The 26,946-nt window shown below is 68.5% G+C and carries 20 protein-coding genes and 1 pseudogene; 17 read left to right on the top strand and 4 right to left on the bottom strand.

The window, feature by feature from the left end; genetic code table 11:
* From QZ772_RS03470 to QZ772_RS03455, 4 genes are all read left to right on the top strand, one after another.
* Positions 1-406: FAD-binding protein (locus QZ772_RS03470; RefSeq protein WP_295523052.1), on the top strand; the 406-nt coding region annotated here is incomplete at its 5' end.
* A gap of 149 nt (positions 407-555) precedes the next feature.
* Positions 556-2,346: an acyl-CoA dehydrogenase gene (locus tag QZ772_RS03465; RefSeq protein WP_295523050.1), complete on the top strand. Its 1,791-nt coding sequence runs from the start codon at positions 556-558 to the stop codon at positions 2,344-2,346.
* 106 nt (positions 2,347-2,452) lie between these two features.
* Positions 2,453-3,415 carry a nitronate monooxygenase family protein gene (locus tag QZ772_RS03460; RefSeq protein WP_017760954.1) on the top strand — a complete coding sequence of 321 codons (963 nt, stop codon included), beginning with the start codon at positions 2,453-2,455 and terminating at the stop codon, positions 3,413-3,415.
* Entirely contained in the window at positions 3,412-4,548 is a 1,137-nt protein-coding gene (locus QZ772_RS03455) for an acyltransferase (protein ID WP_295523047.1), read from the top strand. The genes QZ772_RS03460 and QZ772_RS03455 overlap by 4 nt, the downstream gene beginning before the upstream one ends.
* 3 nt (positions 4,549-4,551) lie before the next feature.
* On the opposite strand, the gene QZ772_RS03450 is transcribed toward QZ772_RS03455, so the two are convergent.
* On the bottom strand, positions 4,552-5,304 hold the full coding sequence (locus QZ772_RS03450; protein WP_295523054.1) for an IclR family transcriptional regulator C-terminal domain-containing protein: 753 nt from the start codon (positions 5,302-5,304) through the stop codon (positions 4,552-4,554).
* Positions 5,305-5,592: 288 nt separating this feature from the next.
* Here QZ772_RS03450 and QZ772_RS03445 point away from each other — a divergent pair, with 288 nt between their 5' ends.
* The 13 genes from QZ772_RS03445 (at position 5,593) to QZ772_RS03385 (ending at position 23,125) form a co-directional block, all read left to right on the top strand.
* Complete coding sequence (locus tag QZ772_RS03445) at positions 5,593-6,504, top strand: shikimate dehydrogenase (protein WP_295523045.1); 912 nt, start codon at positions 5,593-5,595, stop codon at positions 6,502-6,504.
* Between the two features lie 38 nt (positions 6,505-6,542).
* Positions 6,543-7,376, top strand: coding sequence for a ThiF family adenylyltransferase (locus QZ772_RS03440; protein WP_295523042.1), 834 nt, complete (start codon positions 6,543-6,545; stop codon positions 7,374-7,376).
* A 459-nt stretch (positions 7,377-7,835) separates the two neighbouring features.
* Entirely contained in the window at positions 7,836-9,236 is a 1,401-nt protein-coding gene (locus tag QZ772_RS03435) for a hypothetical protein (RefSeq protein ID WP_295523040.1), read from the top strand.
* Between the two features lie 123 nt (positions 9,237-9,359).
* Positions 9,360-10,766, top strand: coding sequence for a type VI secretion system protein TssL, long form (tssL, locus tag QZ772_RS03430; RefSeq protein ID WP_295523038.1), 1,407 nt, complete (start codon positions 9,360-9,362; stop codon positions 10,764-10,766).
* A 26-nt stretch (positions 10,767-10,792) separates the two neighbouring features.
* On the top strand, positions 10,793-15,055 hold the full coding sequence (tssM, locus tag QZ772_RS03425) for a type VI secretion system membrane subunit TssM (protein ID WP_295523036.1): 4,263 nt from the start codon (positions 10,793-10,795) through the stop codon (positions 15,053-15,055).
* An 8-nt stretch (positions 15,056-15,063) separates the two neighbouring features.
* Complete coding sequence (gene tagF, locus QZ772_RS03420) at positions 15,064-15,834, top strand: type VI secretion system-associated protein TagF (RefSeq protein WP_295523034.1); 771 nt, start codon at positions 15,064-15,066, stop codon at positions 15,832-15,834.
* Positions 15,831-16,973 carry a TagK domain-containing protein gene (locus QZ772_RS03415; RefSeq protein ID WP_295523032.1) on the top strand — a complete coding sequence of 381 codons (1,143 nt, stop codon included), beginning with the start codon at positions 15,831-15,833 and terminating at the stop codon, positions 16,971-16,973. The genes tagF and QZ772_RS03415 overlap by 4 nt, the downstream gene beginning before the upstream one ends.
* Positions 16,974-17,107: 134 nt before the next feature.
* Positions 17,108-17,632: a type VI secretion system baseplate subunit TssE gene (gene tssE, locus QZ772_RS03410; protein ID WP_295523030.1), complete on the top strand. Its 525-nt coding sequence runs from the start codon at positions 17,108-17,110 to the stop codon at positions 17,630-17,632.
* 55 nt (positions 17,633-17,687) lie between these two features.
* A complete protein-coding gene (tssF, locus tag QZ772_RS03405; RefSeq protein ID WP_295523028.1) occupies positions 17,688-19,568 on the top strand; it encodes a type VI secretion system baseplate subunit TssF in 1,881 nt (626 codons plus the stop codon).
* A 2-nt stretch (positions 19,569-19,570) separates the two neighbouring features.
* Positions 19,571-20,824 carry a type VI secretion system baseplate subunit TssG gene (gene tssG / locus QZ772_RS03400; RefSeq protein WP_295523026.1) on the top strand — a complete coding sequence of 418 codons (1,254 nt, stop codon included), beginning with the start codon at positions 19,571-19,573 and terminating at the stop codon, positions 20,822-20,824.
* A gap of 98 nt (positions 20,825-20,922) precedes the next feature.
* On the top strand, positions 20,923-21,420 hold the full coding sequence (locus QZ772_RS03395; RefSeq protein ID WP_295523024.1) for a pentapeptide repeat-containing protein: 498 nt from the start codon (positions 20,923-20,925) through the stop codon (positions 21,418-21,420).
* A 29-nt stretch (positions 21,421-21,449) separates the two neighbouring features.
* The gene (locus QZ772_RS03390; RefSeq protein WP_295523022.1) at positions 21,450-22,532 is read left to right on the top strand and encodes a type VI secretion system ImpA family N-terminal domain-containing protein; all 1,083 of its coding nucleotides are present in this window, start codon (positions 21,450-21,452) and stop codon (positions 22,530-22,532) included.
* A complete protein-coding gene (locus QZ772_RS03385; RefSeq protein WP_295523020.1) occupies positions 22,529-23,125 on the top strand; it encodes a hypothetical protein in 597 nt (198 codons plus the stop codon). The genes QZ772_RS03390 and QZ772_RS03385 overlap by 4 nt, the downstream gene beginning before the upstream one ends.
* Before the next feature lie 46 nt (positions 23,126-23,171).
* On the opposite strand, the gene QZ772_RS03380 is transcribed toward QZ772_RS03385, so the two are convergent.
* The 3 genes and pseudogenes from QZ772_RS03380 to QZ772_RS03370 form a co-directional block, all read right to left on the bottom strand.
* Complete coding sequence (locus tag QZ772_RS03380; protein ID WP_295523018.1) at positions 23,172-25,169, bottom strand: U32 family peptidase; 1,998 nt, start codon at positions 25,167-25,169, stop codon at positions 23,172-23,174.
* A 47-nt stretch (positions 25,170-25,216) separates the two neighbouring features.
* The gene (locus tag QZ772_RS03375; protein WP_295523016.1) at positions 25,217-25,486 is read right to left on the bottom strand and encodes a DUF2164 domain-containing protein; all 270 of its coding nucleotides are present in this window, start codon (positions 25,484-25,486) and stop codon (positions 25,217-25,219) included.
* Positions 25,483-26,946: pseudogene (locus QZ772_RS03370) on the bottom strand (alpha-2-macroglobulin); the annotation flags it as partial. The gene QZ772_RS03375 and the pseudogene QZ772_RS03370, both read right to left, overlap by 4 nt.

Here is a 26,946-nt window from a genome sequence, read left to right as displayed (position 1 = left end):
CGCCTTCGTGGGCCGCGAGGTGAGCAAGAGCGACCGTCCCGAACTGACGGCCGCCAAGATCATCGTCTCGGGTGGCCGCGCACTGGGCAGCAGCGAGAAGTTCCAGGAAGTGATGACACCGCTGGCGGACAAGCTGGGCGCCGCCATCGGCGCCAGCCGCGCCGCGGTGGACGCGGGCTACGCGCCAAACGACCTGCAGGTGGGCCAGACGGGCAAGATCGTCGCGCCGCAGCTGTACGTGGCCGCCGGCATCTCGGGCGCCATCCAGCACTTGGCCGGCATGAAGGACTCCAAGGTGATCGTGGCGATCAACAAGGACCCGGAAGCGCCGATCTTCAGCGTGGCCGACTACGGCCTCGAAGCCGACCTGTTCACGGCCGTGCCGGAGCTGGTGAAGGCGCTCTGAGGCCCGGGCCCGCACCAGCGCACTGACGCAAGGGCATCGTTCGCGATGCCCTTTTTTCTTCGCCGCGGGCCTACCGGCGCCGCGTGCAGCTTCGTCGTCCGACTGCTCGGCCGACGCTTCCATCCGCCATTGCCCTTCGAGGAGACACCATGAGCTACACCGCGCCCATCAAGGACATGCTGTTCGACATCCAGCATCTGGCGCAAATCGACGAGATCGCCAAGCTGCCCGGCTTCGAAGATGCCGGCCTGGACACCGCCGCCGCCGTGCTGGAGGAATGCGCCAAGCTGACGCAGGACGTCATCGCGCCGCTGAACGTGGCGGGTGACCGCGACCCTTCGTCCTTCAAGGACGGCGCGGTGCGCACCACGCCCGGCTTCAAGGACGCCTTCCGCCAGTACGCCGAAGGCGGCTGGCAGGGCCTGCAGCATCCGGTCGACTTTGGCGGCCAGGGCCTGCCCAAGACCATCGGCGCGGCCTGCGGCGAGATGGTCAACAGCGCCAACCTCAGCTTCGCGCTGTGTCCGCTGCTGACCGATGGTGCTATCGAGGCACTGCTCACGGCTGGCTCCGACCAACTCAAGGCGACGTACCTTGAGAAGCTGGTGAGCGGCGAATGGACAGGCACCATGAACCTCACCGAGCCCCAAGCCGGCAGCGACCTCGCCCTGGTGCGCAGCCGCGCCGAGCCGCAGCCCGACGGCAGCTACAAGGTCTTCGGCACCAAGATCTACATCACCTACGGCGAGCACGACATGGCGCCGAACATCGTGCACCTGGTGCTGGCCCGCGTGAGCGGCGCGCCGGAGGGCGTCAAGGGCATCAGCCTGTTCGTGGTGCCCAAGTTCATGGTCAATGACGATGGCTCGCTGGGCGCCCGCAACGACGTGCACTGCGTCAGCATCGAGCACAAGCTGGGCATCAAGGCCAGCCCCACGGCCGTGCTGCAGTACGGCGACCACGGCGGCGCCATCGGCTATCTCGTGGGCGAGGAGAACCGCGGCCTCGAATACATGTTCATCATGATGAACGCCGCCCGCTATGCCGTGGGCGTGCAGGGCATCGCGGTGGCCGAGCGGGCCTACCAGCACGCAGTGGCCTATGCGCGCGAGCGTGTGCAGAGCCGGCCGGTCGACGGTTCGATGACGAAGAGCGCGCCGATCATCCATCACCCCGACGTGCGGCGCATGCTGATGACCATGCGCGCCTACACCGAAGGCTGCCGCGCCATGGCCACCGTGGCCGCCGCGGCCTACGACGCCGCCCATCATCATGAAGAGGCCGAGGTGCGCAAGCAGAACCAGGCCTTCTATGAGTTCCTGGTGCCGCTGGTCAAGGGCTACAGCACCGAGATGAGCCTGGAGGTGACCAGCCTGGGCGTTCAGGTGCACGGCGGCATGGGCTTCATCGAGGAGACGGGCGCCGCCCAGTACTACCGCGACGCCAAGATCCTGACCATCTACGAAGGCACGACCGCCATCCAGGCCAACGACCTGGTGGGCCGCAAGACGGCCCGCGACGGCGGCCAGGCCGCGCGCGCCATCGCGGCGCAGGTGGAGAAGACCGAGGCCGAGCTGCTGGCCAGCGCCGGCGACGACGCGAAGGCCGTGGCGCAGCGCCTCAAGGCGGCCCGCGAGGCCTACCTGGACGTGGTGGACTTCATCGCCGGCCAGGCCAAGGGCGACCCGAACGCTGTGTACGCGGGCAGCGTGCCTTACCTGATGCTGGCCGGCAATCTGGTGGCCGGCTGGCAGCTGGCGCGGTCGCTGCTGGTGGCGATCACGCCCGAGGCCCAGGCACAGGACGCGGCCTTCATGCAGGCCAAGGTGGCCACGGCGCGCTTCTATGCCGAGCACATCCTTGTGAAGGCCGGCGCCACGCGCGATGCCATCGTCGGGGGCGCGGCCAGCGTCACGGCCCTGCCGCTCGAGGCCTTTTGAGGCCGCCGCCGGCCATGCCCGCCTGTCGCCCATCGGACGGCGGGCGCGGCAGCCGGCCCCTATAACTTCGCCCGAACCATCGATTCACACGAGAGGAGACTTTCCCATGTCCAGACTGCCCGGCGCGCTTGCCCACCTGCCGCTGCCCATCATCGGCTCGCCCCTGTTCATCATCAGCAACCCCAAGCTGGTGATCGCCCAATGCAAGGCCGGCGTCGTCGGCTCGATGCCCGCCCTCAATGCGCGTCCTGCGGCACAGCTGGACGAATGGCTGGCCGAGATCACCGAAGAGCTGGCGGCCTACAACAAGGCCAACCCCGACAAGCCGGCCGCGCCCTTCGCCATCAACCAGATCGTCCACAAGAGCAACGACCGGCTCGAACACGACATGGAGCTGGTGGTGAAGTACAAGGTGCCGATCATCATCACGTCCCTGGGTGCGCGCACCGATGTCAACGAGGCCGTGCACAGCTATGGCGGCGTGACGCTGCACGACGTGATCAACAACACCTTCGCGAAGAAGGCGATCGAGAAGGGCGCCGACGGCCTGATCGCCGTTGCGGCCGGTGCCGGCGGCCATGCGGGCGTGAAGAGCCCGTTCGCGCTGATCCAGGAGATCCGCGAGTGGTTCGACGGCCCCGTCGCCCTGTCGGGCTCCATCGCCACCGGCGGTGCCGTGCTGGCCGCGCAGGCCATGGGCGCCGACTTCGCCTACATCGGCAGTGCCTTCATCGCCACCGACGAAGCCCGCGCGAGCGACGCCTACAAGCAGGCCATCGTCGACAGCAACTCCGACGACATCGTCTACTCCAGCCTGTTCACCGGCGTGCATGGCAATTACCTGGCGCCCAGCATCGTGGCGGCGGGCATGGACCCGGCCAACCTGCCCGAGGGCGACGTCAAGACGATGAACTTCGCGTCGGGCGAGGGCAGCAAGGCCAAGGCCTGGAAGGACATCTGGGGCTCGGGTCAGGGCATCGGCGCGATCAAGAAGGTGCAGCCCACGGCCGACTTCGTCGCGACGCTGCGGCGCGAGTACGAAGAAGCCCGCCGTCGCCTGGCCCTTTGAACCCCACCGTCGGCGGCCGCGCGCTGCCGCCGCGCTGGCCCCTGATCGACGCGCTCAAGGCACTGGCCTGCCTGCTGATCGTGGCCCATCACTTCAGCCGCTACGGACCTTTGCCCGCGGCGGCTTGGCCATTGGCGCCGGCGTTGTTCGACGCGGTGGCACGCGATGGCCGGCTCGCGGTCCAGGTCTTCCTGGTGCTGGGTGGCTTTCTGACCGCGGCCAGCCTTGCGCCCGATGGCGAGCTGCGCGTGGGTCATCCCGGCCTGCGGCTCTTTCAGCGCTACGTGCGGCTGGCTTCGCCCTATCTGGCGGCCCTGGTGGCCTGTGTGCTCGTGGAAGCCCTGGTGCGTCCGGCGCTGCCGGGCGACGACGTACCGGGACAGCCCTCGTTCGTCCAGATGGTGGCCCATGCGCTGCTGTTGCAGGACCTGCTGAACCAGCCCGCGCTGTCCGCCGGCGTGTGGTACGTGGCGGTCGACTTCCAGCTGTATGGGCTGGCGCTCCTGCTGTTCTGGGTGGCAGCCTTGTGGCGGCGGCAGGGCGGGCTCGACGTCAAGGTGGCCCGTGCGCTGACGGTGCTCATGGTGGCGGGGCTGACGTCTGCCTCGCTGGTGATTTTCAACCGCCACAGCGTGCTGGACGAGACCGGCCTCTACTTCTTCGGCAGCTATGGCCTCGGAATGCTGGCCTTCTGGGCGGGGCGGCTGCGAGCGCGACGCGGGCGCGTCGCGGCATTGCTGGTCCTGGCTCTGCTTGGCGGCACCGCGTTGTGGATCGACTGGCGCAGCCGCGTCGCCATCGCCTTGATCGCCAGCCTGTTGCTCGTTCTGGCGCAGCCTCGTGGCTGGCTCGCCGTGCCGGTGTGGTCGCCGCTTCAGCGCATGGGGGCGTGGTCCTATGCGCTGTTCCTCATCCATTTCCCTGTCTTGCTGCTTGTGAGCGCTTCGGCGCAGATCAATCTGGAGCAAGTGGCGCCGTGGCAGGCGCTCGGCGCGCTGGTCGCGGCTTTCGTGCTCTCGGTCGGCGCGGCGCGCACGCTGCATGAACGGGTGGAAGCACGGGCCACGTCGTGGCGCATGCCGGCGGTCTGGGGAACCGGCCTTCTGCTGAGCGGCCTGGCCGTCGGCCTCTGAGGCTCAGATCAGATTGCGCATCGCCTGCGCGGCCTCGCGCAGCACCGGCAGCACGCGGGCGACGGCAGCCTCGGTACTTTCCTGGCCCATGGGCATGGTGATGTTCAAGGCGCCATGCACATCGCCACGCCGGTCGCGTAGCGGCACGGCGATGCCGCGCGAATTCAGGTCCAGCTGCTGCTCGGACAGCGCCCAGTCCTCGGCTTTGATGCGAGCCATCTCGCGCCGCAGGTCGGCAGGGTCGGCCAGCGTGAAGGAGGTGAAGACCTGCAGCTTTCGCGCGGCCCACCAGGCCGCCGCAGCGGCCTCGGGCAGCAGGGCCAGCATGAGCAGCCCGGCGGCCGTCACCTGTGCGGGCACGCGTGCGCCCAGCACGTAGCCGGTGCTCATCTGCCGCTGCGGACCGTTGCGGGCGATGTAGACCACGTCGTCGCCGTCCAGCACGCTGAGGTAGGCCGTCTCGTGGGTGCCCACGGCCACACGCTGAAGGAAGGGCTGTGCCAGGCGCGGCAGTCGCGCCGAATCGAGGTACGACTGGCCGAGCCGCAGCACGCGCGGCGTGAGCCAGAACAGCTTGCCGTCGCTGGCCACATAGCCCATGTGCTGCAGCGTCAGCAGGTAACGACGGGCCGCCGTGCGCGTGAGGCCGGTGCGCTGACCGGCTTCGCTGGCGGTCATGCGCGGATGGGCGTCGTCGAAGGCTTCGATGATGCCGACGCCGCGTTCGAGGCCGGCGATCCAGTCGCGCCGGTCCAGGCCGGCCGGCGCGCGATCGTCCTGCGCCGGGTCCCTGGCGCAGAGCGGAGAATCGTGGCTTTCGTCCTCGTGCGGTGGCTCGAAGACAGGGGCGGAGGAGGGGCGCTGGGAGACCACGTACAAACCCTTAAGACGTTCGTTGATCGTTCAGTGATGGGCGATTATCGAACGCCACGACGCGCGGCTGACTGATGGCTGCGCAGCCTGCTGTCTACAGTCCGGGCCGTTGTTCTTGCGGCCTCGACACCGATCCGATTCGCGCATCCGACTCCTGGAGTGAACGACCCGATGGCTTCCATCACCGGCAAGACCGACCTTTACCTCATCCCTGGCGATCCCGTCACCAACGTGCGCCTGCCGCGCATGTTCAACGCCGTCTTCGAGCGCTGCAGCATCGATGCCGTGATGGTGCCGGTGCAGGTGCGCGCCCGCGACTTTGCCGTGTGGCTCAAGGCCAGCTTCCTGGGCCACAACGTCCGCGGCATGCTGATCGCACCGCCGCACAAGCCGCTGGCGGTGGACCTGCTCGACGGCTGCGGCCTGTTCGCGCGCGTGGCGGGCTCGGTCAACATCGTGCGGCGCACGAAGAGTGGCGAGCTCGAAGGCGACCTGTTCGATGGCGAAGGCATCGTCGGTGCGCTGGACTGGTTCGGCATTCCCTTCCGCGGGCAGCGCGTGCTGATCCTGGGTGCGGGCGTCAGCGCCGCCGCCATCGGTGTTTCGCTGGCCGAAGGCGGAGGCGACGATGGCGCGCGCCACATCGCCTTCTATGACCCGGCGGCCGGCAAGGCGGCGGGCACCGCGGCCCGTATCGACGCTGCCTTCGATGCCGAGGTGGTCGCCGCGACGTCGGCCGATCCGTCGGGCTACGACCTGGTCATCAATGCCACACAGGTCGGCCTCAAGGGCGAAGAACTCCTGCCTTGCGATGTTGCGCGCCTGGCGCCGCACGCGGCCGTCTTCGACATCCTGCTGCGCGGCCAGCCCACGCCACTGGTGCGCGCCGCGCGAGCGCGCGGCCTCCAGGCCCAGCCCGGCTTCGAGATGCTGATCCAGCAGATGGCGCATTACTTCGATTACTTCGACCTGCCGCAGGCCGCGGCCCTCGTGCGCGAGGACGCCGGCTTTCTGCGGCAGATCATCTACCCGGCCGAACTCCAGGCCGAGATCGTCCAGGCGCCACGGGGCCGCCAGGGCTGATCGCTTTTCGCGTTCTTCCGCCCCTCAAAACTGCTTCCATGATCTCCGGCAAGACCACCCTCATCGCCCACATCGGCTACCCCACCGAGAGCTTCAAGGCTCCGATGATCTACAACCCCTGGTTCGACAAGAAGGGCATCGACGCGGTGGTGGTGCCGATGGGCGTGAAGCCCGAGGACTATGTGGCCTTCCTGCCCCTTCTTTTCAGGATGAGCAACATCCGCGGCGCGCTGGTCACCATGCCCCACAAGGTGACCACCATGTCGCTGGTGCACGAGACCACGCCCACCGCCCGCATCGCCGGTGCCTGCAACGCCGTGCTGCTGCGCGACGACGGCACGCTGCTTGGCGATCAGTTCGACGGCGCCGGCTTCGTGCGCGGCGTGGAGCGCAAGGGCCGTAGCTTTCGCGGCGCGCGCGTGCTGGTCTCGGGCGCGGGTGGCGTGGGCTGCGCCATCGCCGCCTCCATCGCGGCAGCGGGTGCGGCGCACCTGTCGCTCTTCGACCTGAACACGGTCTCGGTGGAAGGCCTGGCCGAGCGGCTGCGGGCGCACTATCCGCAACTGACCGTGAGCACCGGCTCGAAGGACCCAGCGGGCTACGACGTGGTCGTCAATGCCACGCCGCTGGGCATGAAGGAAAGCGACCCGCTGCCCTTCGACGTGGAGCGCATCGCACCGACCACCTTCGTCGGCGAGGTCGTGATGAAGACCGAGTACACGCCGCTGCTCAAGGCCGCCATGGCGCGCGGCTGCCAGGTGCAGGTAGGCACGGACATGCTGTTCGAGATGATTCCGGCGTATTTGGAGTTCTTCGGCTTTGGCACGGCGACCGCCGAAGAACTGCGCGAGAGTGCGACGCTGAAGTACTGAGCCGACTGCTGGCTCGATAACGTCGCGGGACTTCACGGTCCCGCGGCGTTTTCTTTTGTCCGTCTGCGGATTCAATTCTCCGGGATCGACGTTGCGTCGGGTCCTGCGAGAACTTCATTGAATACCTTGGTATTCCACGCGCGCCTCAGGGTGGCGGCAACACCAATCTGCGCGGTGGACTACTTCACGAACTCCCTGCATTGCTTTCGCCCGGTCCAGTCTCCGGACCACTTCTGGGCTTAAATCGAAGCAACCACCCGCGAGCGAGGTGGATGAATTCGAAAGCAGGGAGGACCTCAATGAGTACGTCAAGCGCAAGCTTGCGCCGCGGGCGCAGCCATGGCCAGGAAGGCTTGATCGTCGATCCATCACCGACGCTGCCACGCCACCGCATCCACCCTCCACGCAGTCTGCATCTGGTCCGCCAGCTCCGTTCTCCGCGTTGAACGGGAGAAGACGATGGCCGTCTCCAGGAAGGCGCTCTTCGGCAAGCTGAACACCACCCTGTTCCGTGCCGTCGAGTCGGCTGCTGCATTTGCGCGTTTGCGCGGCAATCCCTATGTCGAGCTCGCGCATTGGCTGCACCAGCTCTGGCAACTCCCCGACAGCGACGTGCATCGCATCGCACGTCATTTCGGCATCAAGCCCGAAGAAGTGGATGAAGGCTTGGCCGGCGCACTGTCTTCGTTGCCCAAGGGTGCCACTTCGCTCTCCGATCTCTCGTACCACCTGAGCGATGCCGTGGAGTGCGCTTGGTTGGTCGCGAGCGTGGAGTTCGGTCGCGACCGTATCCGCAGCGCCTGGCTGCTCGCCGCACTTCTTCAATCCGAAGAGCGCCGTACGCGTCTGCTGCGCATCGTGCCTGCCTTCGCGCGCATCGATGTGGAGCGCCTGGCCAAGGATCTTCCCACGATCATCAGCGCGTCGCCGGAGGGACGGGAGGGACCGCACGACGGCGCCAATGCCGAGCCCCATGCGGTTGCAGCTATGTCCACGGCGGAGTCCGCCCCCAAGAGCGGCTCTGCGCTGGAGCGTTACTGCACCGATCTCACAGCGCGGGCCCGCGATGGGCAGATCGATCCGGTCATCGGGCGACAACTCGAAGTACGGGGGCTGGTCGACTACCGCAGCCATGCCAGTGGCATCGGTGGCAGCGTCGAGGAGCAGCTGCATGCCCACATGCAGATCTACTGGCGCTGGCGGCTGCAGCACCTGGGCGAGGTGGACAAGCTGCCCAGCTATGCCCGCGCCAGGCGGCAGGACCAGATCGACATGTGGGAGTCCGAGAGGGACTTCACGTCCGACGTGTTCAAGGCGCTCGCGGCGGAGTACCTCTCTCTGGAGCGGCAGGTGCGCCCTGGGCCGGTGAAGCTCCCGCTGTCGCCCGCTCAGCGCGACTTTGTCAAGGTGCGTGCGGACCTGCTCTGCCGCAGGGACGCCGGTGTCCCCAAGACGGTGGACCGCTTCTTCGACGAGATGGCGCACGACTCGCACGCGTCGTTCTACATGGCCGGCCCGGTGACCGAGGCCGACCGTACCGAGAAGATCAAGCAGATTGCCCGTAAGTACGACGACGCCAAGCGCAATCTGGAGACCCTGGTGCGCCAGGGCCATGCCCCATTGACGCCCGACCAGATCGAGAAGGCTGCGACGCTGTCCTTGTCCGAGCTGGAGCAGCGTATCCACGACTTCCAGAAGGCTCACCCCGGGGAGTTTCCCGAGATCTCCGACGCGGACCGTTGGGCGCTGCTGGGAATGGAGGACCTGGGGACAGGTGTCGTCGTGTGGGGGTTGACCGACAAGACCCGGCGCGAGCCGGGCGGCCATATGCGCTATCGGCGCGTATTCGACAAGAGTTGAGCATGTTGCTTTGTCCATTGGCTTTCGGCGGGGTCCCGACATTTATTTCCACTTTTCTCTCCCAGTGAAGATCTTTTTATGAGTGCTGTTCTTGATGCCGCCTCTTTCGATGAAGTCGTGGGCTTGAAAAAGCCGGAGATTGTTGGCCCGACGGAGACCGTTCAGCCGCGTGCAGTGAAGCTGTCGCCCGAATCTCCTTTGGAGGCTCGGCTGGCAGCGATCAAGGCGGCTCGCAACCCGCTGCTGGAGGCCGCGCAGCCTCTGTTGCGTGTTCTGGCGGGAATGCCCTCGGACCTGCCCCCGGAGGGCGTTGTCGCGTTCAGGGGCTTGCTGGAGCACGAAGTACGACGCTTCCAGGTGCTGTGCAACGAGGTGCAGATTCGGCATGAGCGCGTAGTGGCAGCGAGCTATGTGCTGTGCACGGCCATCGATGAGGCGGCCAACAGCACCGTCTGGGGTGGCGCGCCAGAGGGCCGTGTTCCCGAGCAAAGCGGTCCCGCGGGTCTCTGGGCCGCTAAGTCGCTGGCATCCACATTCCATGAGGACTCGAGGGGCGGCGACAAGGTCTTCCTCCTCATCGGCCGCCTCGCCGCCAGCCCGCAGGAGCACATCGACCTGCTCGAGCTGCTCCACCAGGTCCTGGGCCTGGGCTTCGAGGGCCGCTACAGCAACGCGACCAACGGACGCCGCCAGCTCGAGACCATCCGACACCGCCTGCTCACGCTGCTGGCCGCAGAGCGCGGCGATGTGCCGCATGAGCTGTCGCCGCACTGGCGAGGCGAGCGTCCAGGCAAGTTCCGCCTGTTGCGCAGCGTGCCGGTGTGGGTGTCGGTGTCGCTGGTGGTCCTGGGCGTGGCGGGTCTGTTCGCTTGGTACAAGTACCAGCTCCTGCAGACCAGCGAGGACGTCGAGGCCCGCATCGTCGACATCGGTCGGCTGCGCGCCGCGGCTTCACCCGAGGCCGTGCCTGCCAAACCCGCGCCGGGCAGGCCCCTGCGGCTGAAGGAGCTGCTGGCCCCCGAGATCGCTCGCGGCACCGTGAGCGTGGAGGAGGACGGGCGTCACAGCACGGTCACCTTCAAGGGCGACGACATGTTCGTCCCCGGACAGGCGCAGGTGAACGCCAGGGTGCTGGCCGTGCTCGGCAAGGTGGCGGCGGAGATCAACCAAGTCACCGGCACGGTGCAGGTGGTCGGTCATTCGGACAACCAGCCCATCCGCACCTCGGAATTCCCCAGCAACCAGATCCTCAGCGAGAAGCGCGCCGCGGCGGTGGCGGCGGTGCTGCAGGCGCGCGGCGTCCAGCCCGCTCGCCTGCAGATCCGCGGCAGGGGCGACACCGCGCCGGTGGCCGACAACGCCACGGCCGCAGGCCGGGCGCGCAACCGCCGGGTCGACATCGTCGTGACCCAGGGCGAGGTGTCGGCCGAGCCGGCCTCCGGCAACGCAGCGAGCGGCGACGCCAGGCCGTCGCAGGCGGGGGCTTCATCGCCACCGCAGACCGCCGATAGCGGATCGACGCGGCGCTGATGCGCGGATTCAGGGAGCTCGTTCGCATGCAATACCTCAAACAGATTCTGGGTTTTCTCTTCTCGCGCCAGATGCTGGCGTTCATGGCCCTGGTGCTGCTGGCGCTGGTCGTCTGGTTTCTCGGTCCGCTGATCGCCGTGGATGGTCTGCGGCCGCTGGCCGCCGTGGGCGTACGCGTGGGCCTGATCGTGCTGATGCTGGTCACGGCCATCCTGTGGCTGGTGTCGGGCCCGCTCAGCCTCGTCGCCGTCGCCGCGCTGTGCCTGCTGGTGTGGCACGCCGGGCCGATGCTGTCGCTGGGCGCGGCGCGGCCGCTGGCGTCCGTCGGTGTCCGTGTGGCAGTCATCGCCGTCCTCGTGGCGGCCTGCGCCATGTACTGGCTCTATGTCTTCTGGCGGCTGCTGCAGACCGACCCGAGGATGCTCGACAAGGTCCTGGCCTTCGGCAAGAAGACGGAGGAGGAAGACGTCGCCAGGCAGGAGCTTCGCACGGTCTCGACCATCGTCCAGCGGGCGATCACGCAGCTGCGCGGGTTGCGCATGCGCGGCGGCTGGCTGCGGCGCCTGTTCGAAGGCAAGCGCTATCTGTACGAACTTCCCTGGTACATGATCATCGGCAGCCCCGGCGCGGGCAAGACGACCGCCATCCTCAACGCCGGGCTGCAGTTCCCGCTGGCGCGGCACACAGGCAACGGACCGCGCAGCGTGGCGATGCAGTCGCCGGCCGGCACCGTGCATTGCGATTGGTGGCTCACCAACGAGGCGGTGCTCATCGACACGGCCGGGCGCTACACCACCCAGGACAGCAACGCGAGTGCGGACTCGGCCGAATGGCATGGCTTTCTCGGCCTGCTGCGCAAGCATCGCACGCGGGCGCCGATCAACGGCGCCATCGTCACGCTGGACGTGACCGACCTGCTGCAGATGACCGAGGCCGAGCGCAGCGAGCATGCGGGTCAGGTGCGCGAGCGCCTGGCCGAGTTGCGCGAGGAGTTGGGCATTCGATTCCCGGTTTATGTGCTGGTCACCAAGATGGACCTGCTGGCGGGCTTCCACGAGTATTTCCAGTCGCTGACGAGCGAGGGGCGCACGCAGGTCTGGGGCTTCACGCTGCCCTTCCAGGGCATGAGGTCAGGGCGTGTTTCGGACATGGCGGCGCGTCGGCAGGCCCTTCGCGCGCAACTGGGGACGGAACTGGGCCTGCTGGCAAGTCGCCTGTCCGAAGGGCTGCGGGTGCGGCTGAGCGAGGAGTTCGACACCGACCGGCGGCGCAAGCTCTTCGCGCTGCCCGGTGAATTCGCAGGACTGACCGTGCCACTGGTCCAGGTGCTGGATGACGTGTTCCTGGACTCCCGCTTCGATCACACGCAGTCGCAGAACACGCTCAGGGGCGTCTATTTCACCAGCGGTGCCCAATCGAGCGCCGTGCTGCCGGCCGATCCCGACACGCTGCTGCAGCGCCTCTGGCGCAGTTTGACGGAGGCGGGTCGATCCGGCGGCGGTCCCCGCGCAGCCACCAGCGCGGCCGTGGCCCAGCGCGACTTGCAGGCGCTCGCCACCGTCGAGGAGGGAGCGGCCACGCCGGCCACGCCGGGCGCGGCGGCGGCGGCCGCGCCCACGTCCGATACCGTGGCAAGCACGTCGATGCCCGGCGCACCCGATGGGCAAACGGCGAATGAGGCGGCCCCCGCGCCTGCGGCTGCTTCGCCCGCCGCCCCGGACGCCATCACACGGATCGACACGGCGCCCGACCGGGGCCGGCAAGGCTTCTTCCTCCAGGACCTGATGACCAAGGTCATCATCGCGGAGTCGCACTTGGTGCGACCCAACCTGCGATGGGAGTTTCGATTCCGGCTGCTGCGCCTGCTCGGCCATGCCCTGGCCATCGTCGTCGGCCTCTGGCTCGTCGGCGCGCTGATGCTGAGTTTCGGCAACAACCGGCAGTACCTGGCAGGCCTGGGGCAGCGCACCGACGAGCTGGCGGGCAAGGCGCGGGCGCTGCTGACCAACTTCAAGCCCGCCGCCGTACCGGACATGCTCAATGCCGCCCGCGAGCTGCCCGGCTATCCCGGGCTGGACCTCGACGAGCCTCCCGGGAGTTATCGCTATGGGCTGTATGCGGCACCGCCGCTGCGCAGCGCCGCGGGCCAGACCTACGCCAAGCTGCAGGACCACCTCCTGCTGCCCGCGATCCTGCAGCGCATGGAAGCCGTCATGGTGCAGAGCGTCAAGAGCAATGACGCCAAGGCCACCTATGACGCTTTGCGGGCGTACAAGCTCCTGCACGATCCAGCGCGCTACATGGATGGCGGCGCCAGGGACGTGCGCAACTGGGTGCTCAAGGACTGGGAGACGGCGGACAGCGCCGCATCCTTCGGTGGCCGCGCGTCGATGATCGGTCATGTGGAGGCGCTCTTCTCCGGCGACCGCCTTGTGCAGTCGGCCACACTGCCGAAGGAAGGACTGGTGCGGGACGTCCAGAACTTTCTCAACGCCAACACCTCCAGCCAGCGCATCTACGAACGGGCCAAGGCGGCCATGCTGCCCGAGGCGCCGCAGGACTTCACGCTCGTGCGCGCCGTGGGGCCGCAGGTCGGCACCGCCCTGGCCCGTGCCGATGGCAAGCCGCTGGAGCAGGGCGTGCCGGGGCTCTTCACCTATGACGGCTACCACGCCCTGTTCGACCGTCGACTGGCCGAGTTCGTGCAGAGGGCCGTGCAGGACGATGCCTGGGTCATGGGTCGCGGCAGCGCAGGCGCGACGGCTCAAAAAAAAACTCTGGTGCCTGAGTCCGTCGTGGGTGCAACTGGCCGCGACCCGCTAATCGAAGACGTGCGTCGGCAGTACCTGAACGAATACGCGCAGTACTGGAGCGGCTTTCTGGACTCGGTGCGTGTTGTCAGCAGCGGCGACCCTGCCAACAGCAGCCTGGGCTTCGACCTCAGCGTGCTGCGCCAGCTGTCGGCGCCCGATTCGCCGCTGATCCGCCTGGCGCGGGCCGCCGCTCGCGAGACCACGCTCTCTCGGCCCCTGAAAGCGCGAGCGCAGGAGGACAAGAGCCTACTGGACAAGGCCAGCGACGCCTTGGACAAGCAAAGCCGCGAACTCGGCAAGAGCCTCGGTATCCGGCCCGAGGAGCGCCTGGAGCGTCAACTGGTGGACGACCGCTTTGCTGCGCTGCGCGAGGTGGTCACGGGCCAGCCCGATCTGGCGCTGGTGGGCGATGCGCCGGGCAGCACCGGCAAGGCGGGCCTGGAGAGCATCTCGGGTCTGCTCAACGAGTACTACACCGCCCTGGTCATCGCCGATACGGCCTTGAGCGCCGGCAGCCTGCCGCCTGCAGGTGCCGAGCTCGGCGCGCGCCTGAAGCTGGAGGCCGGCAAGCTGCCAGCGCCCTTTCGCGAGGTGCTGACTGCGCTGGCTGCCAGTGGCGCCGACAAGGTGACGCAGGGCGCCACCAGCATCCTGCGCAAGCAGGCCCAGCAGCAGTTCGACCGCATCATGGGGCTGATGGCCATGCAGGTCAGCGAGCCCTGCAAGCGCGGCGTGGAAGGCCGCTTTCCCCTCGCCGCGGTCGACCAGGATGCCTCGATCGACGACTTCACCGCCGTGTTCGCCGCCGGCGGTGCGGCGGACGAGTTCTTCACCAAGTACCTGTCGCCCTTCGTCGACACCAGCGTCCGGCCCTGGCGCTACAAGAATCCCTCGGTCGGCAACGCCATGGTCGGCGCGGAGGCCGTGGCGGGTGGCGTGGCGCCGGCACCGGCCACCACCGGCCCCACGATGCTGGGCGAACTGCTCAAGCTCTTCGCTCAGGGCGGCCCGCCGCTCGACACCTTCTACCGGGCCCAGCAGATCCGTGAGGTGTTCTTCCGTGATGCCGGCGGCAAGCGCCTGTCGTGGAAGATGGACCTGCGGGTGATCGAGCTCGATCCCACCATCACCGACCTGGTCCTCGACATCGATGGCCAAGGTCTGCGGTACGTGCACGGCCCCATCCAGCCGACGGCCATTGCCTGGCCTGGCCCACGCGGCGGCGCGGTGGCCGAGATCACGGCCAATCCGCGGATTTCGGCGGGCACGTCCACACTGCTGCGCCAGGGGCCATGGGCGTTGTTCCGGCTGCTCGAAAAAGGCCAGATCGTGCAGACCGCCACGCCGGGGCGTCTGGCGGTGGAATTCGGCTTGGATGGCCGCAAGGCCGTGATCGACATCGGCACCGGCAGCCAGCCGAATCCGCTCAGCAGCGACTTGCTCAAGGGCTTTCGCTGCCCCGGACGTGTGGGTTGAGGTCGGTCATGCTCACCCGTCTGATGGGGCTTGGCTCGGTCACGGAACCCGCCATCTGGGGCAAGTTGCCCGCCCATGCCGACTTTGTCCGTAGCCGCGTGCGGCACGGCGAAAGCGATGGCTGGACGCACTGGCTGGCGGATGTGAAGGCGCCGTCGGGCGATGCCGGCAAGCCGACGGGCATGCGCGGCGGCGTGCCCGTGGCCTTCCTGCTTCCACCGGGCGCGCTGCCCTTCGCAACGCGGCGCTTCGTACTGGGTGTCATCGCACCGTCGGTCGACCGGGTCGGCCGGCGCCATCCCTTGCTGGTCTACCAACTGGCGCGGGCCGCATGGGTGATTCGCCACTTCACGCCGCCGCGGTCGCGCGATTGGCTTTTCTGGCTGGCGCGCGCGGTGGCGCTGCATGGGCAGCGCGCGGCGCCGGCCGACATCCAGTCCTTGCAGGCATGGGTGCAGGGCCTCTGGCAGCTCCACGATCTGGCGCAGGCAACCCCTCGCCCCTTGCCGCGTGGCGAACCGGGCGAGACCTCATCCAGGCTGTCGCAGGATGCCATCTTCGAGCACGAGGCCGAATGCTTCCTGGACGCACGGGCGGGGGTAGCGCCGGTGGACGGCGTGGCGTCGAGTCTGCAGGGCGTGCGGTGCTTTCCGTGGGTCGACTGGCCGCAAAGGCTGGTCGGGCCGCGGCCTGCGGCCGCGTTCTGGCAGCAGGACGCCCGTGGGGGCTACGTGAACGCAGCCGACGGGCTGCAGCAACTCTGGAGCGCAGTCTCATGAATCGCATCGATCCGTCCTGGGCTGCCCCTGCGTCAGCGAGCCCGTCTTCGTCGTGCCACCTGCGACTCACCCACAGCCGCGGCGCGCCGCGCGATGGACGGCTCATCGTCGGTGACGAAGGACTCGCCCTTGGCGATGCGTTGCGGCAGGTCGGCGAAGCCCTTGACCGTCCCGACTGGCAGGCCGCCAATCTCTGCCGCATCGGCTGGACGCCGGATCGTGGGGCCTGGACGCTGATCAACGACAGTCCGTTGCTGGCGTGTGCGATCGATGGCGCGCGTGTACCGCCCGGCGCATCGGTTGTGCTGACGCACCAGTGCGAGATGGAAGTGGGGCTGCACCGCTTCGTGGTGCAACTGCACGAGCGCCCCGGCCCGGGCAAAGCAGGGGTGCGGGTCGGCACTCATGCCGACGAGGCAGCGTCCGCCGTGGCCGCCGACGGCGCGGCGATGTGGACCGAGGCTGCAGACGCCGAATTCGACCTGCGCGCTCTGGCAGTGCCACCGTCGGAAGTTGGGGGTGCCGCAAGCGCCATCGACGACCCCTTCCAGGTGCTGAGCATCGATGGCGCCAGCGCACCTGTGCCGGATGATCCCTTGGCCCGGTGGCTCGGCGCCGCGCCGGTTCCGGCCAGGCCCGCAGCGCCAGCACGTGCGCTGCACGGCCTGTCGGGGCAGGGCGTGCCCACCGCATCGATCCCAGTCGCCTCAGGCCTGCTGCACGATCTGCACGAGGAATTCGTGCGCGTGGTGCGCGATCCGTCCCAACTCCTGGGGCGCGCCGACTGGGAGGGCCTCCACGCGCCTGGCACGGAGCCCGCGCCATCCCTGGACCAGCTCAGCGAGGCCGCGCAGCCCTATGCCCTGCTGCGCGACATCCTGCAGCCCCGCGAAAAGATCGACCGTGTGATCGAGGACTTCGATCCCCTGGGCCGCTCGACCGTGTTCGACGAACCTCCGGTCGACGATGTGCTGCGCCTGTTCGCGCCCGAGCTGTCCCAATCTGTCCGGGTGGCGGTGCCCGGTCTCACGCAGCAGGAGCACCACGAACTGGCGCCCGATAGCCACATGTACCTGGCACCGCTGGACCGTCGGTCGCGACCGGTCGATACGGCCGACGAGCCCGGGGCCGCAGAATGAGCGAGACGCCATTGCCCAAAGCACCGGACGCCTTGCAGACCTCGGTTCGTCGCCCGCAGGCTGCGGAGGCGAAGTCGGCGCCGGCTGCCCGCAGTCCGCATCCAGGTGTCCGCGTCCCGCGGGCCGCGGGCGTCATGCCGCCACGCGCCAATGGCCAATTGCTCCCGACGCTGTTCGACCGTCTGCGGGACGATGCGCCGGCGCGCCAGGACGAGCTTCCGGGCAGCTACACCGCCACGGCCACGCAGATGCGCAACATCCTCCAGCGCGACCTGGCCTGCCTGCTCAACACCACGAGTGCCGACGACCTGATCGACCGCGAGCGCTTTCCGGACGCGGCCCGGTCCACGCTCAACTACGGCGTGCCGGCATTGGCCGGCAGCCATCTGTCGGCGCACCGCTGGGAGCAGATCGAACTCGTCATCCGCCGCGCCATCGCGCAGTACGAGCCGCGACTCATCCCGGACACGGTGATGGTGCGGCCGCTGGTGCGCGAGGGCGCGAAGGACGACTACAACGTCTTGCTCTTCGAGATCCGCGCCATGATCGATCTGCAGCCCTATCCGCTGGAGTTCACCGTCCAAAGCTCAGTCGATCTCGAAACCCACCGCATGAGCGTCGCCCGCCTGCAAGGCGGCTCGCCGCGCAACGGACGCTGAGCGCGGCTGTCCGGCTGCCCTGCCGTCCTTTCCCTCGCCACCACTGCGAAGTCCCATGGATCCCCACCTGCTCGACTACTACAACCAGGAACTCGTCTACATGCGCGAGATGGCGGGCGAGTTCGCCGCGGCCCATCCCAAGATCGCGCGGCGGCTCGGCATGCAGGGCATCGAGGTGGCCGACCCTTACGTGGAGCGGTTGATCGAGGCCTTCAGCTTCATGTCCGCGCGCATGCAGCTCAAGCTGGACGCGGAGTTCCCCCGCTTCACCCAGCGCCTGCTGGAAGTGCTGTATCCCAACTATCTCGCGCCCACGCCGTCGATGGCGGTGGCCCAGTTGCATCCCAGCGTCAAGGAGGGTGACTTCAGGCATGGCTTCATCGTGCCGCGCGGCACGGCTTTCCACGCGGGCGTGCCGCCGGGCGAGGAGACACCGTGCGAGTTCCGTTCCAGCCAGGATGTGACGCTGTGGCCACTTGAACTCGTCGACGCCCGGCTGACCGGGGCACCGCCGGACATCCCCGGTCTGGAACGTTACCTGCCGCCCAACGTTCAGGTGGCCGGTGCCTTGCGGCTGCGTCTGCGTACGGCCAACGGGCAGCGCGTCGGTGAACTCGTGAGCCTGGACCGGCTGCCAATCTACCTGCGCGGCGACGACCAAGTGGCATCGCATCTGTTCGAACTGCTGCACACCTCGGCCGTGGCGACCTTCACCGGCACGCCGGGCCAGATCGGTCGGCGGCCGCATGTGGTGACCGCCGGTGCTTTGGCGCACGAGGGGCTCGGTCCTGCACAGGGTCTGTTGCCACTGGCCTGGAACAGCTTCCACGGCCACAACCTGGTGCACGAGTATTTTTCGTGTCCACAGCGCTTCTACTTCTTCACCCTGACCCAGCTGGCGCCCGGCTTGCACCGGGTGGAAGGGCCCGAGGCGGAGGTGCTGGTGCTGCTGGGTAAGGCGCCTGGCCAATTGAGTGCGCTGGTCGACCGGCACCAGTTCGCCCTGTACTGCACGCCGGTGGTCAACCTGTTCGAGCGGCGCACCGACCGTATCGAACTCAACCCGGCCCAGACCGAATTCCACCTGGTGCCCGACCGCTCGCGCCCACTGGATTTCGAGGTGTATGCGGTGCGTGCCATCGCAGGCCAGCAGGCGCGCACCACGGCAGCGATGGACTTCCGTCCGCTCTACCAGACGCTCAACCAGGACGAGGGCAACCACGGTCGCTATTTCTCGGTCCGACGCGAGCAGCGCCTGGCGTCCGACACATCACGCAAGTACGGCACGCGCACGGCCTACGTCGGCACGGAAGTCTTTCTTTCGCTTGTCGACCAGCACGAGGCGCCGTACGCCGACAGCCTGCGCTATCTCTCGGTGACGGCGCTGCTCACCAACCGCGATCTGCCCTGCCTGGTACCGCGCAACGGTCAGTCGGACCTGGCGGTGGCCGACTCGATTCCCGTGCGCGCCGTCGGACTGATCCGCGCGCCCAGTCGGCCCAAGTCGCCGTTCGCTCAGCGCGAGATCGCCTGGCGGCTGATCCGGCAACTGGGCTTCAACCACCTGCCGCTGGCCGACATGCCGCATCGGGAGGGGGCGCAGGCATTGCGCGAGATGCTCCGTCTGTTCGTGGCCGCGGACGACGAGGTGCAACTGCGGCAGATCCGGAGCCTGGTGGGTTCGCGAATCGAGCCGGTGACCCGGCGGTTGCCCGGCAGCGGTCCGCTGATCTACGGGCGCGGCGTGCATTGCACCTTGAGCGTCGACGAGGAAGGCTTCTCGGGCGGCAGTCCCTATCTCTTCGGTCTGGTGCTCGAGCACTACATCGCACGCCACGTCAGCATCAACGTGTTCACCCAGACGACGCTGGAGTCGATGCAGCGGGGGCAGGTGGCGCGCTGGCCGGTGCGCATGGGCGGACGGGGGGTGGTCTGAGCATGGACCGCGCGTCCGACGTCTCGCCTCGGCCGCTCGACACGGTATTGCGGCGCGCCCGCGACACGCCGTGGAAATTCGGCTTCGTCGCACTGATGCGGCGCCTCGCTGCAGCGCATGCACACCTGCCGCCCGTTGGCCGAGCGGGGCGCCCGCAGCAGGAAGCCTTCCGCCTCGGCCAAGCGGCGGCACTGACCTTCGCGCCGCGCGAAATTGCCGAGATCGTGTTCTCCGAGGAGGAGCCAGGGCGCGCCGTCGGGGTTGCAGCGCCACCGCTACAACCAGCGCCGGAGACGGCGCCTGAGACAGCGCAGGTGTCCGGGCCCGGGCCGGAACGGCCGCGAATCCGTGTCTATGGTCTGGGACTGCTCGGCCCCAACGGCCCCTTGCCCCTGCACTTCACGGAAATGGTCCGCGAGCGCAGGGAGAACCATGGCGACACGACGCTGCAGGACTTCCTGGACCTGTTCCATCATCGCTACCTCACGCATCTGTACCGCGCCTGGGCCCAGGCCCAGGCGGCTGCGGGGCTGGACCGGGCCGACGATGAAAGCTTCAGCCGCTACGTAGCGCGTCTCAGCGGTCATGAGCCGGGCGAGATCAGCGATTCGGTGCTGCCCTCGCATGCGCGTCTCGCTGCGTCCTCGCATTTGAGCCATGACGCGCGGCATCCCGACGGACTGGCCGGCACGCTGTCGCGCTTCTTCGCCGTGCCGGTGGAGGTGCACGAATTCGCCATGCACTGGATCCGCATCGACGTCGAGGATCAGACCCAACTGGGTCAGGCCCGCGAGTCGGGTGCGCTCGGCGTAGGCGCGATTGCGGGCGAGGTCGTGCCCGACCGTCAGAACAAGTTCCGCATCGTCATCGGCCCGCTGCCCCTCGACCGCTACCTGCGCTTCACGCCCCGGGGCAAGGATTTGCCCCAGCTCGTCGAGTGGGTCCGCGCCTTCATCGGCTACGAATTCGAGTGGGAGGTCGAGTTGCGCATCCGCAGCGACAGCGCGCCGCCGGCACGGCTCGACGACCAGCAACGGCTCGGATGGACCACCTGGCTGGGTCGTGCCGACGAAAGCACCGATGTCCCGTCGGCGTCGGCAGGTCCACGCATTGACCACTATTCCGTGGGCATGGTGTTCGAGCCGGAGGCGTACATGCCGACGCACATGCGGAACGTCGCCGCGCCCGCTCGGCCTGCTGCGGCCGCTCCGACCCACCAAGCTGTTTGGCGATCAGCGCATGACCGCCTTAGCTAGTGCGAGCGCGACCCCACCGGCGCCGTCGTCTGCAGCCTGTGGCCGGTGAACGACGACTACCGCAAGACCTTGAACCCCCGACCCTACGTGATCTGACCATGGCAGCCCAGCCCCTCATCATCGAACACGACAAATGGCGCAAGGGCCAGGGCGGCGCGCCGGCGGGCGTGGCTGGCGAGAACGACGGCAACAGCTACGCCGGGCTGGACCTGAACCTGATCAGCTTCACGGGCAGCAACTTCGGCGGCAGCAGCTTCTCGGCGACCACCTTCCAGGACGCGCAATGGTCGGGCTGCACCTTCGCCGGTTGTGTGTTTTCCGACTGCGACATGCAGCGCATCCAGATCACTGGCTGCACCTTCGCTGGCTGCACTTTCAACAGCGCGATGCTGGCGCATTGCTTCTTCCTGGATTGCCGTTTCATCGACTGCACCTGGCGCGGCCTGAATTTCGACCATGGCCAATGGCAGCAAGTCGCGCTGCTGTCGTGCAAGGGCACGGCCATCACCGCCCAGCACCTGCACGGGCAGCAGGTGGACTTCACCGGCAGCCAGTTCGACGACATGCAACTGGCGCACGCGCAAATCAACCATTGAATCCCGATCCCTTCGCTGTCACACCCCGCATGAACAACGCCACACCCTCCCATCCGCCGCCGGTCGCTTCGCGCCAGACGGTCATTGCCTCCGCCGACTGGCTGCTGCCTGTCAGCGATACCGAGCCTTGCGGCCCGAACCTGGAGTACGACCCCGAGTACGCCATGCTGTGGACGCGTCTGCAGCCGCGCGGCGAAGCGCAGTACGGCGGCTTCGTCGATGCGCCTGAAGGCCCGAACTGGGCCGAGGTCGAGCGTGACTGCCGACGCCTGCTTCTGCGCACCAAGGACCTGCACCTGCTCATCTGCCTCACCCGGGCGCGCGCCCGCCTGGGTCAGGCCGCCGGACTGCTGCAGGGGCTGGAGATGCTCGTGCATGCGCTGCGCGCCTGGCCCGAGGACATCCATCCGCAAACCCTCATCGACGGTGAGAACGAGCCGGCGGTGCGTGCCAATGCCCTGGCGGCACTGGCCGATCCGCAGGGGCTGCTCGCCGACATCCGCGACATCACGGTCGACAGCGGTGCCGGCGTGGCCCTGAGCGTTCGCGACGTGGAGCGCGCTTTCGCGATGCCGCGACCGGACGGTGCCCGGTCGCCGGAGTCCGTGCGTCGGCAGCTCGCGGCGCTGCGCCGGACAGCGCAAGGCGACCCGGAGGCGCCCGTGCACCAGCTCTCGGCGGCCTGTCGCCATGCCCAGGCGGTGGCCGTCTGGGTGCGCAGTCAGCTTGGCGACCTGGCCCCCGACCTGCAGCCGTTGCTGCGGCTGCTGGAGCTTTTCGTGCCTTCGGCCGAGGACCTCGACGCAGTGGCGGCATCGACGGCTGCAGCGTCCCCCATGACCGCGGCTCCGGACCCGGTGGCCGCACAGCGCCTGGTGCTGGGTGCCGTGGCCGTCCCCCGGCCGGTGACGCGCGAGGACGCACTCGAGGCGATCCGACAGTCGCGCGAATGGTTCGAGCTGCACGAGCCCAGCAGCCCGGTCCCGGCCCTGCTGCGCCTGGGCGAGCGCATGGTCGGCCGGCGCTTCAGCGAGGTGGCCGACTGGGTGCCGCTGGACCTGTTGCGCCGTTGGGAAGCTGCAGACGAGGAGTCGCAAGGAGGTCGCGCATGAACCCGAGCACGGACGAGTGGATGGTCATCGCCGGGGCGCTGGCCCTGCTGGGACTGGGTGGCGCTCTGGGCGCGTCGGTAGTGCTGGCGCTCGGCTGGCGACGACTCTGCGCCGCCGCCGCGCACGTGCTGGAGGCCCGGCTCGCGCCGCAGTTCGCCACCTTGCGGCAGGAGCAGCAGCGCTTGCCCCAGAGCGTGCAGCAGGCCATCCAGGTCGAACTGGAGTTCCACAGCCGCCAGCAGGCCGAACGTGAAGCGCGACAGTCGGCCGAATTGCGCGAGTACCTGCGTGCCGCGCTCGCGGCCTATGGCTGGAGCGCGGCGCCGCCGCTGCCGCCCGTGGCGCCGCTCGCACCCGCCGCGCCGGTGTGGCCGCCGACAGCAGGGCCAGGCGTGGCGCCGCGCTTGGCCGGTGGCGGCGAGCCTGCCCAGGCGGCCCACGCGGCACGCGAGAAGGAGTGGGCGGCTGCCCACGCCCGTCAGGCCATGAGCGATGAGGCCATCGATGCCTTGCCGCCGGAGCTGCCGACGCCCAGCAAAGGCGCGCGACGACCGCTCGTGCCGCCGATGGGCATCCCCGCACAGCGGCTTTGAGCGTGTCGCAGGCCGCGCGGCGACCGCCACCGCCACCGGGTGCGCCTCAGGCCACCGGCCGCGTGCGATAGAACTGCATCGGCACCGCCTCCATTTCCTTGCGCTGCTGCTGCAGCACGGAGCGCTTCATGCGGCCCACCACGTGCATCTCGCAGGGCTTGCAGTCGAAGCGCAGCGTGAGCTTCTCCTTGCCGTTGACCAGGTGCAGCGGCTCGGCCTTGATGGTGCCCTTGACGCCGATCACGCCCTTGGCCTGCTTGGGGCACAGGCTCAGCGAGAAGCGCACGCAGTGCTTGGTGATCATCAGGCTCACCTCGCCTTCCTCTTCCTGGCTCTCGTAGGCGGCGGCTATCACCTTCACGCCGTGGCGGGCGTAGAAGTCGTGGGCCTTCTGGTTGAAGACGTTGGCCAGGTAGCTCAGCGAATCTTCGGGATAGGGCGCGGGCGGCTCTACCGGCTGGGCACGCGGCAGGCGCTGGAAGCCCGCGGCCCGCGCCGACTCCAGCGCCTCCACCGCCTCACGCCGCAGCGCATTGAGCTGCGAGGCCGGCACGAACCACGGCTGCGACAGCACCAGTTGCAGGTCGATCAACTCGAACACGGTGTTGCCGAAGCGGCCCAGTTGCTCGCGCAGGCTGGCCTCGGCTTTGGCGGCATCGCTGGCCGCCTCATGCGGAAGCGCGAGGTCGGCCGCGCCGACGAAGCCGTCTTCGTCGGTCAGCGTGAGCGCAAAGCCCTTCGGCGTCTCGGCCAGGTGGGCCCACAGGCCGATGCGGCGCTCGCTCGACTTCTTGTCCAGCATGCGCACCCAGTCCATGTCGCGGTTGCGGTTGAGTTCGGTGCCGCGGCGCAGGTCCTTGAAGCCTTCCATCGGGTCCTTGGGGAACACTCGCCACTTGCCCGCGCCCGCCTTGCCCACCGCCTCGGCGCGGTTGATGGCCACGCCCACCAGCTCCCGCTGCAGGTCGTAGTAGCACAGGCCGTCGCCGTTGTGCAGCACGGCGGCGTGGTCGGCGGTCTCCAGCTCGAACCAGTTGGGGCCCGTCTGCGTCACCCAGCCGATGGCGCGGCCGGGGTTCTTGGGCGTGTCGAAGGCGCCGATGTCCTGCTGGCGGCCGTTGACGAAATAGTCGGTGAACTCGCGGTTGAAGTTCTGCTCGGGGTCGGGCGTGAAGAAGAAGCGGGTGCTGCCACTCGACGCGCGGGCCAGCGGCGCGGCGCCGCCTTCGCGCTCCTCGACGATCTCGTCCAGCAGCCGGCGGTAGTGGGCCGTGATGTTCTTGACGTAGGCCATGTCCTTGTAGCGGCCTTCGATCTTGAAGCTGCGCACGCCGGCGTCGATCAGCACGCGCAGGTTGTCGGACTGGTTGTTGTCCTTCATCGACAGCACATGCTTGTCGTGCGCCACGAAGCGGCCCGCGTCGTCGATCACCTGGTAGGGCAGGCGGCAGGCCTGCGAGCAGTCGCCGCGGTTGGCACTGCGGCCGGTGTGGGCATGGCTGATGTAGCACTGGCCGCTGTAGGCCACGCACAGCGCACCGTGGATGAAGAACTCGATGGTGCAGCGGCTGGGGTCGGTGGCGGCACGCACGGCCGCGATCTGCTGCACCGTCAGCTCGCGCGCCAGCACGATCTGCGACAGGCCGGCGTCCTGCAGAAAGCGCGCCTTCTCGGGCGTGCGGATGTCGGTCTGCGTGCTGGCGTGCAGCTGGATGGGCGGCAGGTCCAGCTCCAGCAGGCCCATGTCCTGGATGATCAGCGCATCGGCCCCGGCCTCGTACACCTGCCAGGCCATGCGGCGCGCGGCTTCGAGCTCGTCATCGCGCAGGATGGTGTTGAGGGTGATGAAGATGCGGCTGCCGAAGCGGTGCGCATGGCGGATCAGCCGCTCGAGCCCCTTCATGTCGTTGCCTGCGCCGGCCCGTGCGCCGAAGGCCGGGCCGCCGATGTAGACGGCATCCGCGCCGTGGTTGATGGCCTCGATGCCGATGTCGGCGTCGCGGGCAGGGGAGAGTAGTTCGAGCTGGTGGGGCAGGAGCGACATGGTGGGCGCGGATTATCCCAGCGCGCCCGTTTTCCCTTGTTCTTCGCCTACTTGCGCTTGGGCTTGCCCTGCTTCTGCCAGTAGGTGAAGGGGTCCTCGTGCACCTCCAGGTCGATCTCGGCCACGCGCCGGCCCAGGCGCTCCTGCACTTCCGCCACTGCCTGGTTGTAGACCAGCGGGCCGATCTCCTCCAGGAAGAAGTTGAGCAGGGCGCCCGCGGCGATGTTGCCGATGCGCTCTTCCATGTTCTCGGCGAAGTAGCGCTCGATGGAGGCCACGGCCTCCTGGCGCTGGTCGCGTTCCAGCTCGATCGTCACTGCTTTACCTCCACCTTCATCCGCGCATTCGGCACCATGCCGTACATCTCCGGCGCGTACATGGCCTCGACGCGGCTGGGCGGCAGCGCGAAGTCGCCGGCGTTGTTCAGGCGCACGGTGTATTCCATCTTCACCACGCCCTTGGGCAGGTACTCGTAGTAGCTGCGGAAGGCCTCGAAGCTGCGTTCCTCGAAGGCCGGCGCGGCACGGCCGGAGGCCGATTTCTCGCCCTGCGTCGCGATCTGCGAATCGCGGCCCAGCCCGCTGCCCAGGATGGTGGCGCCGCCCGGGATCGGGTCGCTGATCACCACCCAGGTCATGTCGGTGCTGGCGTTCACCTCCAGCGCCACACGCAGCACGTCGCCGCGGCTGTAGCGGCCGGCGGCGGCCTGCTCGACTGGCGTGACAGTCTTCTTGAGCGTGTAGCCCGCGGACACCGGCGCCTTCAGCGGCACGGCGGCCATCGACTGCACCGTGAGCCATGGCCGTCCGCTGCCCTGCTGGGTGACCAGCAGTGTGCCGCGGCCTTCGCCGGCCGGCCAGGGCAGGTTCATGGTGTTGTTGCGCAGCATCCCGGCGGCGGCCGGGGCGCCGATGGCGCTGGCCTGGTGCGGCGCGCCGCTCGGGTCGCTGGCCTTCACGCGCTCGACGCGGGCCCAGTCCACCTGGGCGTTGGCGTCGCCCAGGGTGGCGCCGGTCACGCCCGTCACGGGTGCGCTCTCGAAGGCGCGGCTGAACTTCTCCAGCGCCAGGCCGCCCCACAGGTTGGCCGTGGTGGTGTTCCACGCGCCGCGCTGCTGGCGGCCGATGAAGCCGGCGGCGATGCGGCCCAGGTCGTCCTTCCACGCCGGATCGTCCATCACGGTGAGCAGCAGGCGCGCGGTGTTGACGTCGCCGCCCGCCATCAGCCACCACCAGTAGTCGTCCTGCTCGGTGCTGAAGATCAGCTTGGTGCCCTGGTAGGACAGGCGGGCGCGCAGCACCTGGTCGGCCTCGCGCAGGCGCTGATCGCGCTGGGGCACGTCCTTCACGCGGCGCAGCACGTTGATCCAGTCGATCACCGCGCTGGTGGGCCACTGGTTGGGCGCGATGGTCAGGCTGCCGGTCATGGCGCCGGTGGCGCGGCCGTAGCGCGACAGCGCCTCCAGCGCGGCCAGCTTGCGCACGTCCAGGTCCTTGCGCGGGCTCCAGAAGTCGCGCTGGATGCGGCCTTCGACGAAGGCGATCAGGCCGTTCTCCATCGGCGTGCGCATGGCGTCGGGCAGCGCGAAGGCGGGGTCCAGGCCCGCCGCTTCGTTGGTCGCGGCCAGCAGGTAGCTGGTCAGGATGTCGCTGCCGCGGTTGGCGTCGCCGCCCTGCGGCGGGAAGTAGCTGGCCAGGCCGTCGCCGTCCAGGTAGCCCGGGATCTGCGCCGCCACCGACTGCCACAGCTTGCCGTCGCGCAGGCCGATGGACTTGCT

Source organism: uncultured Pseudacidovorax sp. (assembly GCF_913773995.1).
Classification (GTDB): Bacteria; Pseudomonadota; Gammaproteobacteria; order Burkholderiales; family Burkholderiaceae_C; genus Xenophilus.
The sequence above is the reverse complement of the archived record's forward strand: the minus strand, read 5'-3'. Positions and strand labels throughout refer to the sequence as shown.